Annotated in this window: 13 protein-coding genes; 4 read left to right on the forward strand and 9 right to left on the reverse strand. The window is 37.9% G+C overall.

Features of this window, described 5'->3' with window-relative positions:
• Nucleotides 1–6: 6 nt before the first annotated feature.
• The 4 genes from AC2YJL_RS23080 to hmpA all read right to left on the reverse strand — a co-directional run bounded on the left by AC2YJL_RS23080 (nt 7) and on the right by hmpA (nt 4,312).
• Entirely contained in the window at nt 7–753 is a 747-nt protein-coding gene (locus tag AC2YJL_RS23080) for a CAP domain-containing protein (protein WP_195695536.1), read from the reverse strand.
• A gap of 359 nt (nt 754–1,112) precedes the next feature.
• Complete coding sequence (locus AC2YJL_RS23085) at nt 1,113–1,625, reverse strand: type 1 glutamine amidotransferase domain-containing protein (protein WP_116516585.1); 513 nt, start codon at nt 1,623–1,625, stop codon at nt 1,113–1,115.
• A 143-nt stretch (nt 1,626–1,768) separates the two neighbouring features.
• On the reverse strand, nt 1,769–3,058 hold the full coding sequence (locus AC2YJL_RS23090; RefSeq protein ID WP_230931703.1) for a lysine N(6)-hydroxylase/L-ornithine N(5)-oxygenase family protein: 1,290 nt from the start codon (nt 3,056–3,058) through the stop codon (nt 1,769–1,771).
• A 72-nt stretch (nt 3,059–3,130) separates the two neighbouring features.
• Nucleotides 3,131–4,312 (reverse strand): NO-inducible flavohemoprotein, encoded by a 1,182-nt coding sequence (gene hmpA, locus AC2YJL_RS23095; protein ID WP_195695538.1) that lies wholly within the window; start codon nt 4,310–4,312, stop codon nt 3,131–3,133.
• Nucleotides 4,313–4,528: 216 nt separating this feature from the next.
• On the opposite strand from hmpA, the gene AC2YJL_RS23100 reads away from it, so the two are divergent.
• Together AC2YJL_RS23100 and AC2YJL_RS23105 are read left to right on the forward strand one after the other, a co-directional pair.
• Nucleotides 4,529–4,978: an Rrf2 family transcriptional regulator gene (locus AC2YJL_RS23100; protein WP_028410145.1), complete on the forward strand. Its 450-nt coding sequence runs from the start codon at nt 4,529–4,531 to the stop codon at nt 4,976–4,978.
• A gap of 173 nt (nt 4,979–5,151) precedes the next feature.
• Nucleotides 5,152–5,283, forward strand: a complete 132-nt coding sequence (locus AC2YJL_RS23105; RefSeq protein WP_016762840.1) for a YflJ family protein — start codon at nt 5,152–5,154, stop codon at nt 5,281–5,283.
• 48 nt (nt 5,284–5,331) lie between these two features.
• On the opposite strand, the gene AC2YJL_RS23110 is transcribed toward AC2YJL_RS23105, so the two are convergent.
• The gene (locus tag AC2YJL_RS23110) at nt 5,332–6,417 is read right to left on the reverse strand and encodes a nitric oxide synthase oxygenase (RefSeq protein WP_195695539.1); all 1,086 of its coding nucleotides are present in this window, start codon (nt 6,415–6,417) and stop codon (nt 5,332–5,334) included.
• A 99-nt stretch (nt 6,418–6,516) separates the two neighbouring features.
• A complete protein-coding gene (locus AC2YJL_RS23115) occupies nt 6,517–7,449 on the reverse strand; it encodes a D-2-hydroxyacid dehydrogenase (RefSeq protein ID WP_230931701.1) in 933 nt (310 codons plus the stop codon).
• A 261-nt stretch (nt 7,450–7,710) separates the two neighbouring features.
• Between AC2YJL_RS23115 and AC2YJL_RS23120 the strand changes: the two genes are divergently transcribed.
• Nucleotides 7,711–9,267, forward strand: coding sequence for an ABC-F family ATP-binding cassette domain-containing protein (locus tag AC2YJL_RS23120; protein ID WP_013055117.1), 1,557 nt, complete (start codon nt 7,711–7,713; stop codon nt 9,265–9,267).
• 194 nt (nt 9,268–9,461) lie between these two features.
• On the opposite strand, the gene AC2YJL_RS23125 is transcribed toward AC2YJL_RS23120, so the two are convergent.
• Nucleotides 9,462–10,358 carry an amidase gene (locus tag AC2YJL_RS23125; protein WP_230931700.1) on the reverse strand — a complete coding sequence of 299 codons (897 nt, stop codon included), beginning with the start codon at nt 10,356–10,358 and terminating at the stop codon, nt 9,462–9,464.
• 163 nt (nt 10,359–10,521) lie between these two features.
• Nucleotides 10,522–11,838: an ATP-binding protein gene (locus tag AC2YJL_RS23130; protein ID WP_230931699.1), complete on the reverse strand. Its 1,317-nt coding sequence runs from the start codon at nt 11,836–11,838 to the stop codon at nt 10,522–10,524.
• A gap of 368 nt (nt 11,839–12,206) precedes the next feature.
• Here AC2YJL_RS23130 and msrA point away from each other — a divergent pair, with 368 nt between their 5' ends.
• On the forward strand, nt 12,207–12,722 hold the full coding sequence (gene msrA, locus AC2YJL_RS23135) for a peptide-methionine (S)-S-oxide reductase MsrA (RefSeq protein ID WP_153252085.1): 516 nt from the start codon (nt 12,207–12,209) through the stop codon (nt 12,720–12,722).
• 49 nt (nt 12,723–12,771) lie between these two features.
• Here msrA and AC2YJL_RS23140 read toward each other — a convergent pair whose 3' ends face one another.
• A complete protein-coding gene (locus AC2YJL_RS23140) occupies nt 12,772–14,409 on the reverse strand; it encodes a family 14 glycosylhydrolase (RefSeq protein WP_230931698.1) in 1,638 nt (545 codons plus the stop codon).
• Nucleotides 14,410–14,416 lie beyond the last annotated feature (7 nt).

Below are 14,416 nucleotides of genomic sequence, written 5' to 3' on the forward strand. Positions count from 1 at the left end.
TTTGTATTACTTACCGATAAATTGTTGAGTCCAGTACGTAGTATCACCTTTTACGTATCCAACACCAATTTCAGTGAAATCAGGGTTTAGAATGTTTTTGCGGTGACCGTCACTGTTCATCCAAGCATTCATTACATCTTCAGGAGATTGCTGACCTTTTGCAATGTTTTCACCTGCAGTTGTATATTCAATGCCGAATTGTTTCATCATATCAAATGGTGAACCATATGTTGGTGAATTGTGGTCAAAGTACCCTTTGTCCATCATATCTTTTGATTTAGTGCGTGCAACGTCACTTAATTTTTTGTTAAGTGTTAGAGGTTTTAAACCTTGTTTTTCACGCTCTTGGTTCACTAAATCTACGACCTTTTGTTCGAATTGACTAGCATCTTTTGTTTGTTCTGCTTTATCAGTATTTTCTGATTGTTGAGCTTTTGTGTTTTGCTGTGTTTGCTCTGGAGCTTTTGCTTCTTCACTTTGCTCTGGTGCTTGTGCTTGTTCCTGTGGGGCTGCTTCAGCTTGCTCTGGTGCTTTTGTTTCTTGTTGTGGAGCTGCTGCTTGAGCAGATTGTCCTTGAGCGTTAAATTTCTTTAATAGCTCATCTACATTTATGTTTTGTGCTGCTTGAGCATCTTTGATGTTAATTTGTTTTGGAGTGTTGCAATCAGGAGCTGCTGCATTTGCTTGTCCTGCTGTTAGTAATCCTAATGATACGGCACCTGCGACAGTGGCAATACGAAACCTTTTCTTCATGTTTGAAATCCTCCTATGTGATAATAAAGTTTTTTTGTAAAACCGCAACGCATCTAAGCTTGTAGCAAGCCAATCTCGTGATGCACCCTCATTGTTGCATGAAAACTATGAAACTCGCAACGTCTTTTAAGCTACCAAAATTATACTTTCATTTATGTAAAAAATGTTTCGATTGTGTTACGTGGCTTTCATCTATTGATAGTAAAAGGTTTTCATATTCTTTTAGAAACCGCTTCATCCAATGCAGTAATATAACTGTAAATTCCTCGTCAAAATCGTTACATACAAAAAAGGCGACAGCAGAGTGGTAAACCACCCTGTTATCGCCTTTTACAGAAAGTTTTACTAATATTATTTACTCATTTTAAGACATTTACTGATTCACGTACGAATGCTTCCATATCGTCTGGTGTACGGCTTGTAACTAGTTGATTACCGCATACCACCACTTCTTTGTCATGGAAGTTTGCACCTGCATTTTTCAAATCAATTGCAATTGATTTGAAACCAGTTACGTCACGTCCTTTTAATGTTTCAGCATTGATTAGCAGCTGTGGTCCGTGACAGATAGCCATAACCGGTTTGCCTTCATCCATAAATGATTTTGTGAAAGCTACGACTTGATCGTCCGCACGTAAGATATCTGGTGAGAAACCTCCCGGTAAAAACAATGCGTCAAACTCTTCTGGTTTTACATCCGCAATTGCTTTATCAATTGTTAATGTTGTTTCGCCTTGTTTACCTGTTACTTCACCTGTTTTAACATCGATTTTTGTTAGCGTATGGCCTTCTTCTTCAAAGGCTTTGGCTGGATCTGTATATTCCACATCTTCAAATAAATCTGTTACTAATACTGCAATTTTCTTACTCATTCTAAGCAACTCCTTAATTGATTTGTGTACTAATGTTCTATAAATAAAATACCCGTACACTATTCTTTTAAACATAGTTTATAGGTAAAAAACTTTTCTACAATAATCAAAAACCACATTGAAGATTTTTATAAAGAAGAAATTCAAAACAAATTAAATTTCTGGAACGTCGTCTCTTCTGGAACTGGGTACACGTCTCTCCCTGCAATCACGTTCAGAATACGCTGATTGCGCTGAACGGATAAACCAAGATTTGTTGCGCCAGATCCATGTGAATGTTCAATATTGGTTAACGTAAAAAAGTGGTGGTTACGAGGTTGTTTAAAGACAAGCCGGTAATCTTTTGTGACTTTAAAACGCTTGTCATCTTCCCATTCGATATCATCTTTTATTCGTTCGATGAACGGCGAAATTTTTGGCTTATAGCCCGTGGACAATATCAAACGATCCGCTTCGTATTGAAAAGAGCGTTCAGCTTTTAATTGTTTGCACTCCAGCTCATATCCACTTCCTTTTTTATGAATATCACTTACTTCAGTCGAAGCTTGAATCGTAACGGGTACTTTTCCTTTAAGTGAACGATGATAAAGTAAATCATAGATTTTCGTTAAGGTAGAAGATTCAATTCCGTGACGTAAAGGATTTAAATCTTCTACCGTGCTTGTACGTTCCTCAAAAGCTAGCGAATGAAAATAATCTACATAGTCTGGCGAAAATAACTCTTGAGCAAGCTTGGATTGATCAAGCTGAAAAAAATTAGAGGATCTTGTAAACCATGTAAGGTGGTAATGATGTTCAGTCTGTTCTTCTAGTAAATCAAGAAAAATCTCTGCAGCGCTTTGCCCTGAACCAACGATCGTTACATGCTTTCCTTTTTGAATCTCTTCTTTTTTATGTAAATAGCCGCTGCTGTGTAAAATATGCTCATTCAGCTTTTCTTCAAAAGCCGGAGGTACAAGTGGAATGCTTCCTGTTCCCATTACAACGTGTTTAGCATTTACCGTTTGAATTCCCTCAGGTGTTTCTACCTTTACTTCATAATACTCTTCTTCATTTTTCGGTATCACGTCCACAACTTTTGAAGAAAAGTGACAGGAAGATAGCTGCTCCGCTACCCATTTTGCGTACTCGTTGTATTCTTGACGCGGAATGTCAAAACGATTAAAGAAAAAGAACGGATACAAGCGTTTTTGCTTGTGAATGTAATTTAGAAAAGAATAGGGGCTTGTTGGATTCGCAAATGTAACTAAGTCTGCTAGAAACGGAATCTGCAAGTCCGTGCCGTCAATTAACATGCCCGGATGCCATTCAAATTTCTCTTCTTTATCAAAGAAGATGGCATCAATTTCATCAAGAGGCTCAGCAAGGGCCGCTAAGCCTAAATTAAAAGGTCCTATTCCTATTCCCACCATGTCATACTGCGTATTTGTCATCTTTAAACTCCCTTTCATAAAAAAAGCTAACAGTATTGTCTACTGTTAGCTTTTTACCCTTTTTCCATACATTTATGCGGAAGGAGTCATACTCATTTTCGGGCCAAACGATTCATACATGATATTTTCTTGGGAAATACCCATTTCAGCTAGGCCTTCTAACACCATTTGCGTAAATGAAGAAGATCCACAAACATAATAATATGCATGTTTATCGCCTGCATATTTAGCTAGCTCTTTTTTAGTTAAGCGACCATACGTTATATGTTCATCATGCTGAGCTGTTTGCGCTTGACTATAGAAAACGTGTTGTTCAAACGTATATGTCTCTGACAACGATTGAAGCTCTCGTTTCATTGCATGAAACTGCTCATTTTTAGCACTGTGAATAAATGTTACTTCTTGATTGTTTTCTAGTGCTTGATGAAGCATTGACATCATTGGAGTAATTCCTACACCTCCGCTGATAAATACTGATTTACTATTTTCTTTTAAGACAAAATCTCCTGCTGGAACGCTGACTTCAAGCAAGTCTCCTTCTTTCAATTGGTCATGTAAATAAGTTGACACGACCCCGTCTTCCATTTGCTTTTCTTTTTTCACCGTAATTTTATAGTATGGTTGGTTTGGATAGCCAGATAAGCTGTACTGACGAATGGATAAATACTCTTGACCAGGAATTCGTACACTCACATACTGACCTGGCAGGAAAGCAGGCAGCGCTTTTTGATCAGGTGATACTAAATAAAACGAGTACACGTCTTCTGCTTCTTTTACTTTTTTATGGACCATTAGTTTTTTATAATCTTTCCATCCTTTTTCTTCGGCTTCTTCATATAATTCTTTCTCCACACTTATGAATACGTCCGCAATGGCACCGTATGCTTCTTTCCAAGCTTCCATAATCTCATCGGTCGCAGCTTCTTTTAAAACATCTTTAATTGCTTTTAATAAGAACTCTCCGACAATTGGATAGTGCTCTGCTTTTACGCCGATACTGCGGTGTTTATGAGCGATTTGCTTTACAACTGGAAGCAGCGTTTCAAGACGATCGATGTACTGCGCAGCGGCATAAACTGTATTAGCTAACGCCATTTGCTGACGGCCTGTTTTTTGATTTGTTTGGTTGAATACATTTTTTAAAGAAGGATACTGTTCAAAAAGCATCTCATAAAAACGAGTTGTAATTGCTTGACCATGCTGTTCTAAAACAGGAACTGTACTTTTTACAATAGAAATAGTTGTTTGTTTCATAACTTTCGCCTCCGAAAGATTCATTTTTAAAAGATATATTTTTAATACATCTTTATAATACTCATATCCTACTTAAAAAGATATATTTTATATACATATTTAAAGAAATGTTCACAAATTCACCTCGTCAAAAATGTGAGCATTCTTTCTGTATTTCTTAGATATAGACATGCTATTATAGATATATCAGCTGCTGATAAGAGAAGAGGTAAAAAGATGAGGCTCACACAATATACAGATTACTCACTGCGAGTTTTATTATATTTAGGTGTTCGCGATAATAATAAACTAAGCAATATAAAAGAAATTGCTGAAGCGTATAATATTTCAAAAAACCATCTTATGAAAATCATTCACGAGCTTGGAAAACTTGGCTTAATTGAAACGATCCGAGGACGAAACGGCGGTATTCGTTTAGCTCAGCTTCCAAAAGACATTAATATTGGAAAAGTGGTACGTCAAACAGAAGAAGATTTTCATATCGTTGAATGTTTTGATCGTGAAGGAAACTTCTGCATTATTAGCCCCGTCTGCAAGTTAAAAAGTGTTTTACATGAAGCCATGCAAGCCTTCATTAAGGTGTTAGATCAATATACGCTAGAAGATCTAATTCAAAATAAAGATGAATTAAACCTCCTCCTTCTATCTCAAAAAAACGAGGAATGAGTAAACTAACATTCACTTGAAATCATTCTCGTTTTTTTAACCTTTTTCCCTTTCATCATAAAATAAAAGATGTTACAATGAGGCACGTATTGGAAAGACAAGATGTCTCCATTCGAGCAGACAATGAACCTCATTCTGTTCATCCTAAAAAAATGACGAAAGGGTGTTTGAGTATGCACGTAGGAAGCAAAGGTTGGTATGTTGAGGAACTTAAAAAACGAGGAGTTCGCAACCACGAAGGCCGCAAAGTAGAAAAGTACAAAACATATGTACTTGCTAACTTACTTGATAAACACAAAAATTAATTAACGTGTAATAAGAGAGTACAAATGCGTACTCTCTTTTTTGTTCATTTAATAAGCAGCGTCTTGATAAAAATAATTTGGTGATAATACTTTATTTTTATAAGGCTTATGAAAAATATGCGTGGTAGCTGGCGAAACCGGTGGAATCAACCACGTCCAGTTCCCAGTCACTTCGCGGCCATTTTTTTGCTCTCTTTCTTCAAACAAGTGAAATTGCTGAGCAGCAGTGTGATGGTCTACAATGCTAACGCCTTCTCGTTTAAAAGAAGAAAGCACCGCAACGTTTAATTCAACAAGAGCTTTGTCCTTCCAAAGCGTCGCGTTGTAATCCATGTTCAATCCCATCATAGAAGCTATTTTTGGAAGTTGATTATATCGATACGTATCCGCTAAATTTCGCGCCCCAATCTCAGTCCCCATGTACCATCCATTAAACGGTGCTGCGACGTAATCAATCCCTCCAATTTCTAGCTTCATATCTGAAATCATCGGGACAGCGTACCATTTTAACTGTAAGTCTTCAAATTCAGGAAGTTCTGGATGCGTAATAGCTACTTCTTTCACTAAATGTTTTGGAATCTCAAAATATCGAGGCGACTCTTCATTCACTTGCAGTACCAGAGGAAGGACATCAAAATGCGTTTTCTCACCTTCCCACCCCAAATTTCGGCAAACCTCCGTGAACGCAACAGAATCAGGATCTCCTGCCGTACCGTATTCCGTCTCATACCCTGCATAGCGGATTAGCTGGTGATTCCATATTCTAACCGGCTCTTTTTCTTTCATTTTCGGTTTAAACACCGTAATAGTAGGCCGGATTTTCCCGTCATTTGTTGCATATTCAATATGGTGAAACAGGGCGTCTCTTACCTCTTCAACTGTGCTTGCATCTCGCTTATCAAATACATTGAGCGAGTGCCAAAATAATCGTCCAATACATTTATTGCTGTTTCTCCAAGCCATACGAGCTCCGTGCTCTAACTCTTCAAATGTATGATCATAATGTCCGAGTGACATAATTTGCTGATGGATTTCTTTTAACCGCTTGTTTTTATCCGCTTCGCTTTTTTCAAGTTCAGCGTAACACGTCTCTATAAATACACGTGCTTGTTCAAATAATTCTTCTTGCTTCAACGTTTGTTCCCCCCTAGAAGAACAGATTTCATTCTTTTCGTTCAAGAAAAGCAAGTTTCAGTATACCATTCTCATAGCGGAAACGCGCATCATAATGCTTTAATAGCCTCTTTCAATATTAACCAAGTTAGAAGGCAATTCGCCTTGCTCAACTTTTTGCAGCGTTTCAACAAAGCACTCGACGGCTTCTTCAGGCGTAGTCACCGCTGAAATATGAGGTGTTATGATGATGTTTGAATGATCCCACCAAGCAGATTCTTTCGTTAACGGCTCATGCTCAAATACGTCTATGTATGCTTTTCGAATACGCTTTTGCTCAACAGCCGCTACTAACGCATGTTCATCTACAGTTGCTCCTCGTCCGACATTTATAAAGTATGCATTTTCAACTACATTCATCCATTTTGAATCAAAGTAGCTTTTTGTTTCATGTGTTAGAGGCATTGTACTAATAATCCAATCGGCTTCTTTTAGCAATTCTTTTTCCTTCGAAATCAAGACCACTTGATCAAATGACGGCTTTTCATTTCCACTTTTAGATACACCCATTACTCGTACACCAAAAGATTTTAAAACGGCTGCAAGACGCCCGCCGATTTCACCTGTTCCGTAAATTATGACCGTTTGAGTAGAAAGCTGCTTAGGCTCTACCACTTTCCACTGCTTTTGTTTTTGCTGATGCTGAAACTCTGCGTGGTATTGAAGCTCAGCTAGCATATAGCTAAGACAATATTCACTGATTCGCTGACCGAATGAACAAACCGTACGTGTTAACATCACACTCTTTTTCCAGTTCCCACTTTCTAAGAACCGATCGACTCCTGCGCCGAGAGAATGAATCCATTTAAAGCTATGATCTTCAAAGCAGTTCGTTGGACCGAAGGATAAAAGCGCGTCAGCCCAGTTTAAATCTTCCATTGTAACGTCTTGCTCTTCCATAAATCGAAACGTCTGAGACAGCTGCTTTTGTTTGATTATCTCCTCCAGCTCTTTATGCATTCTTCCTGCCACTAGTATCGTATGAATGTTCATTTCTTTTCCCCCTGCCTTTTTATTCTTTTATATACTCTATTTGAATGATTCGACATAACCGTCCCTTCGTCATGAAGGATTTTCTACATTGATATATATAGTATGAATGAAGTGAAAGGAAGACGCGAGTGAATTTTATATGACTTTCAAGGCTGGAAAACTCATATGGATTTATGTATATAAGTTCGCTATAATCGTTATGAATCAATTTGTTTATAACGAAACGTACGATAGATATTTTAAAAGAAAAGGTGTGTCAGCATGAGTGTATTAAACGTAAAAAATCTAAGCCATGGTTTTGGTGACCGTGCGATTTTTAACGATGTATCATTTCGATTGTTAAAAGGTGAACACGTCGGCTTAATTGGAGCAAACGGCGAAGGTAAATCAACATTTATGAACATCATTACAGGCAAGCTAGAACCGGATGCTGGAAAAGTAGAATGGTCTAAAAAAGTGCGCGTTGGCTATTTAGATCAGCACACAGCATTAGAGCGCGGCCTTTCTATTCGTGATGTACTAAAAAGTGCTTTTCAATACTTATTTGATTTAGAAGCTCAAATGAATGGCCTCTATGAGAAAATGGCGGAGGTATCACCAGAAGAACTCGAAAAACTATTAGAAGAAGTCGGTACGCTTCAAGACCTCTTAACAAACAATGACTTTTACGTTATCGATGCGAAAGTCGAAGAAATTGCACGCGGATTAGGATTAGAAGATATCGGCTTAGATCGCGATGTACAGGATTTAAGCGGCGGACAGCGTACGAAAGTATTATTAGCTAAACTGCTGCTTGAAAAACCAGAAATTCTTTTACTTGATGAGCCTACAAACTACTTGGATGAACAGCATATTGAGTGGCTGCGACGCTACTTGCAAGAATATGAAAATGCCTTTATTTTAATTTCTCACGATCTTCCATTTTTAAATAGCGTGATCAATTTAATTTATCATATGGAAAACCAAGAGTTAAATCGCTATGTAGGAGACTACGACGATTTTATGAAAGTATATGAGATGAAAAAACAGCAGCTTGAAGCAGCTTATAAAAAACAACAGCAAGAAATGGCAGATTTAAAAGATTTCGTAGCGAGAAACAAAGCCCGTGTGTCGACACGAAATATGGCCATGTCCCGTCAAAAAAAGCTCGATAAAATGGAAGTAATTGAACTAGCTCAGGAGCGTCCAAAACCAGAGTTTAACTTTAAGGGTGCTCGTACTTCAAGCAAATTAATTTTTGAAACATCTGATTTAGTCATTGGATATGAAGAGCCGCTTTCTAAGCCACTGAATTTAAAAATGGAGCGAGGTCAAAAGATTGCCCTTGTAGGAGCAAATGGAATTGGGAAAACAACTCTTTTAAAAAGTATTTTAGGAGAAATCAAACCGATTTCAGGCTCTGTAGAAAAAGGAGATTACCAGCATATTGGCTATTTTGAACAAGAAATCAAAACGGCTAATTACAATACGTGTATTGAAGAAGTATGGAATGAGTTTCCTCACTTTACCCAATACGAGATTCGTGCAGCTCTAGCTAAATGCGGCTTAACAACAAAACATATTGAAAGTAAAGTAGAAGTTCTAAGCGGTGGAGAAAAAGCAAAAGTTCGTCTATGTAAGCTGATTAACAACGAAACCAACATTCTTGTACTGGATGAGCCTACAAACCACTTAGATGTAGATGCAAAAGATGAATTAAAACGAGCCTTAAAAGAATACAAAGGAAGTATCTTAATTATTTGCCACGAACCTGAATTTTATCAAGATGTTGTCACAGACGTGTGGAACTGCGAATCTTGGACGACTAAATTATTTTAAAAAAACGGGTTAAAAGAGGCATATCTTTTAGAAAAAGTGGGAATGATAAGATTAAGTTCCCCCCCTTTGTGTGAGTAGCCATTTTTTAAATGGTTACTTTTTTTATGTATAGTCCTTTAATAAAATGGCTATATTGTATCTATACTCCCTAAACCCAAAAAGACCGCTGCAGCGATGCAGCGGTCTTTTCATTGTCATGGCTTCATCTGTAGCCAGCTATCAAAATGATGAACAGCTATACTGCTTGGAGGATTTTGAGCTTGACACTCCGTAAGCAACATACCCAGCTCTTGCATCATCTTTTCTTCTCCTTTAGCAGAGAAAGAAATGTATTCTCCTTCATCCGAAGCCATCGTTTCTACCCCTATTTCAATCGGAGTGGATAGTACACGTCCCCACTTGCGTTCATTTTCTGTTATGTCAGCAATGCCATTTTCTTTATCCGCGTGGTTTCGGTACGCCATAATTGTGACTTCATCAGCGTACTGAATAACCCACTGCCCCAGCGAACCGGAACCATTGCTATTTTTGAATGGAACTTCGTCAAACCAAAACGGTATATCTACAGCAAGCGGCAAGTGTAACTCATGAGAGTGTACAGCGGCTTGAGAAATAACATATTGATACTGCAGAATACTTTTCGCGCGATTACTTTCCCAACTTTTATACAAATAAGGCTCTACATCCAAATGAACCCCTGAAAATTGCTGTTGCTCGTCTGCTTCTGCTTGGTAAGCTGTTATCCAATTAAAAAATGCTTCCTGCTCTTCTATACCAGAAGACCCTATCCAATAAGGAGCGCCGTCAAGTGCGTAAACACTTATGCCCTTGGCTTGTGCTTGTTGGATAAAATGTCTATATACGGAAGGTAAAAGATGAGTATCAATTTGTAAATAAACGTTTGTCACCTTTTTTTCTTGAAGCTTTTCGAGGATAGCTTCTTGGTTCAGCATCCATTTCTTTGTATCCCACACCCACGTCGACAGCGATATATTCATCTCTGCATTCACCTTTGATCCACATCCTATTCCTTTCCCCATATTAAACAGCCATACAACCACCAGAAAAATAAGAACGCACTTGCTTTTCACACTCTTTTTCCTCCTTTATACGAGCCAGAACTCATATAAAGAGAGTCTGACAGCTTGGCACAACTTTATGGTGAATTTCCCCCTTAAATCTGTAGCTTTTAGCAAGGTCCTCCTTATCATTTTTTTGCAGCTTAATCTCTATATGTTCTATCGGTTGCTTGATTTATTTCTCTATATCTTTCTTATTAAATAAATATGCCTGTTTTGGATGGTTTGGCTGATTTGGATATTTCAACTGTAATTGTCCTTTTCGTAATAGCTTTGTTAAATAATTATTACGTACTCCATCCGGCGTTCTTTCTAGTAAATAAGCAAACTCTTTAAGCATGAGCGGTTTTTCTTTACATAACTCCAGAATAATATGTTCCATCTGATTCGGCGAAAGCCGTTTTTTTTCACGAGCCAGCGCTGCAATATCCCATAGCTTCGTATCAATATTCTCTGCATTTACCAAATTAGAAGAATTCTCTCCTTGTTCATTATTACAGGAGTTATAATTTTTATTATAGGAGTTAACATCGTTATTATAGGAGTTATCTTCCTTATTAAAGGAGTAAACATCGTTATTATATGACTTTAACTCCTCTATTAATTCTTTATTATAGGAGTAATCGTTTTTATTATAGGAGTCTGTTTCGACATCGTTTTTAGGTGTATTTTGATATTTTTCGACATCTTTAAAATTATTTCCCGAATCATCTATAGACGTGTTATAAGTGTCTTTTTCAGAAGAACTTACCTGTCTTTCTTGAGTGGACAGAGATAACATAACCACTGTACGATGCATAGAAACATCTTGATCAATAACCGGCGTTTTATAATGATGCAGGTTCCAATTTTGCTTTACTTTTTTCAAACCAGAGCCCGAACGTTCACATAGCCCTAGTAAACTAAATAGCTTAACGATATTTGGGTTTCGAAGCTGACTAACGGTATTGCTAAAAACTGAATCTGTAGGTACTAACAAAAGACCTGGATTAGAAAAAACGTAATGAGAAGGTTGCTTTTCTAAAATAACGCCGCCCTCGCCATTATAATCTGCATGAATAAGCATATTAATCAAAACTTCTGTTAAAGAGGAAGCGATTGACGGCTGAGGTTCGCTATTACGAACAATTTCATGAATATGAAAATAAAAATCAAAAATATTTCCTGACCACGTCCCGTCTTGAGAGGTAAAGCGCTCTGTCCATTCTTCGTTCCCTTTACTTTCCCGGTATTCTAAAAAGTATTGTGGTAAAACTTCTGTGATAATCCGTTCTTCACTGAATAAAAGCAGGCCTGCGAGTGTGACTCCTTCTTTATGGGTATCTCTAACCTTTCCCCAAGCTCCTACTTTGTATAAAAACTCCTTTGTTTCAAGTGCATTCCAAGGATGAGCTGGTTTTACTTCAGCAAACCGATCCCGGTAGCTTTTGATCGTATCAAAATTTAATTCGTTTAATCCATAGTGCTCTAGGATGAGATTATCTTGTAACATATTCAACTCTCCTATTATCTTTGTATATTTATTCAACAGCGCGAATATGCTGTTTCTTACCTCTTGTTACTAACGTACTAACTTTATTTATCTAGATGCCATCAGTACACCAAAGTCTAGTCCGTAGATTGTACTTCTGCTGTGCAATTTCTTCTAAATCGATCTATACATCTTATCTATTCTATCATTTTTTCTTTATTCTCTCCTTCATTTTTCAATCTTCAAAACAGTCGAGTTTATTGTGTAAAAGCTGTGGATAAAGATAAATATCCACAGCTTTTACACAGACTACAAACCCTTTTCTAGCTGTTTCAATATAAATTTGTTATAATACCCTTCATAACAACGGATTAAGTGAGGGATTACGTATGGAAAAAGCTACATTTGCAGGTGGATGTTTCTGGTGTATGGTTACACCTTTTGAAGAGCTAGAAGGTATTCACGGCATTGTATCAGGATATATGGGGGGAACTGTGGATAACCCTACTTATGAGCAAGTAAAATCTGGGACAAGCGGTTATTACGAAGTGGTTCAAATCACATTTGATCCTAAAGTGTTTCCGTATAAACGTTTATTAGATCTTTATTGGCCGCAAATTGATCCAACAGATGATGGAGGTCAATTCCAAGATCGCGGCTCGCAGTATCGAACAGCAATTTTTTACCATAACGACAGCCAAAAACAAGCAGCTGAAGAGACGAAGCTAGAGGTCGCAGAAAGCGGACGTTTTAAAAAACCAATCGTGACAAGCATTCTTCCTGCCTCTACGTTTTATGAAGCCGAAGAGTATCACCAAGATTTCCATAAGAAAAATCCAAAGCATTATAAAGAAGACCGAGCTAAGTCCGGTCGAGATGAATTTATTCAAGCGAACTGGAAATAATTCTTGTGTTCCAAACAAAGCCGCATAGCAAGTGCTATGCGGCTTTGTTTTACCAATTATCTGTATAAGTCGTTGTTGTTGACGGTACGCTCCAATATTGCTGCGAAGGCTGCCATGCTTTTAACGATCCATCAGCTCTCTTCACAATTGCTTTAAATTGAACATTTTGACTCGCAGGAAAATAGACAGTGCCTCTCCAATCAGCTGTAGATGAATTGTATGTTAATTTAATTGGATAAATGGACGTATCCCACTGACCTAGCTCAGCTCTGTCTCCAACGATATAAACCGTTTCTCCTAATGCGGTTGGCGCATTTTTTACTACAACCGTTTGCGCAACTGGTGTAACGCCCAACGTATTTTTAAATTGCCCCATCAGCGTATCATTGTTAATAACATCGTAGAAACGAAGCAAAGTAAATCCTGCAAAATTATAGTTAAAGGCCATTTCAGCTGCTTTTTTATATTGATCTTCACTGCCTATAGTTAAAGCATTTTCCCCGTTTAAAACAACTCCTTTTGCATTCGCAATACCTGCTACCTGGCGTACAAGTGTCTTTGGCATAGAATATTCTGGATAACTTCCGCTGTCCGTCATTTCTAAGCACGTAAACGTTATATCTAATTTAGCTGTTTTAAACGCATCTAAAAGCGCGTTGTAATCATTATATCCAGCAGGTTTTTCTGCAGCATGAGGAATCATAGGATTGTTATACTGCCAATGAATTCCCGCCACTTTTGCACCGATTGGTACGTTAAAGGTGGAATCAAAAGCCTGATGAGCTAACTGTCCAATACGTTTTGTGTGATCTTCCAAAGCTCCTTGATACCATGCTAAGAAATCTTTTCCATAAGCTGTTGAATAACCATCTTTTAAGAACTGATAGCCATCTGATGGCGGTAAAATTTGTGATGCAGACGTTAAATTGGTTCCCCATGCTTGATTAATACCGGCGAGTGAACCGTATTTAGTCAAAGCATATGATTGAAACTTGCTTTTGGCGAAGTTCGTATACACTTGAAATTTCCCTCTAGACGGATAGCCGGTTCCGTCTGCTGCTGTATAAGACGGATAACGAATTTCACCTGCAGGGCCTCCTGATAAATAGATTTTAGCAATCACGTCTTTATAAGGTGCTAACGCTTGCGCAAATGCCGTATAGAGCTCTCCGTATTGCTTAGAAATAACGTCTGTTGCAAGCGGGCTTAGCGTTTCTTTATTTATCGTTCCCGTTTCAGATTTAAAGTAAAGGCTATCATCGCTTTTTAAGTTCCATACCCAAGATGGAAGCGGAACGTTACAATCATCTCCTACATTGCCGCCGCACTGATGAGTAGAAATAATTGGAACGATCTTTATACCCGCGTTACGAGCTGCTTGAGCAAAGCGCTGAGCATAAGAAAAATCGAACTGCTGATCGCCGTTTTTCTCCATATCTCCCCACCAGAAGTCTACTGTCACTGCATAAAATCCATTTTGTTTCGCTTTGCGTAAATCGTTCTCAAACGCTTCCCATGTCGTATAGTCTGTTACCTTTTTTAAAGGCGCCATTAAATAGGTTTTGTAACCTGGATTCATTGATTTTCCATCTACGGCAGCCGCTCCGTTAAGTGGATTCAAAATGAAAGCGTTAACAAAAATAAGCACTAAAATAAAAGCCAATCCTTTTTTACATAGCTGTTTCATAGCTTCC

Source organism: Priestia sp. SRI_019, assembly GCF_057586255.1.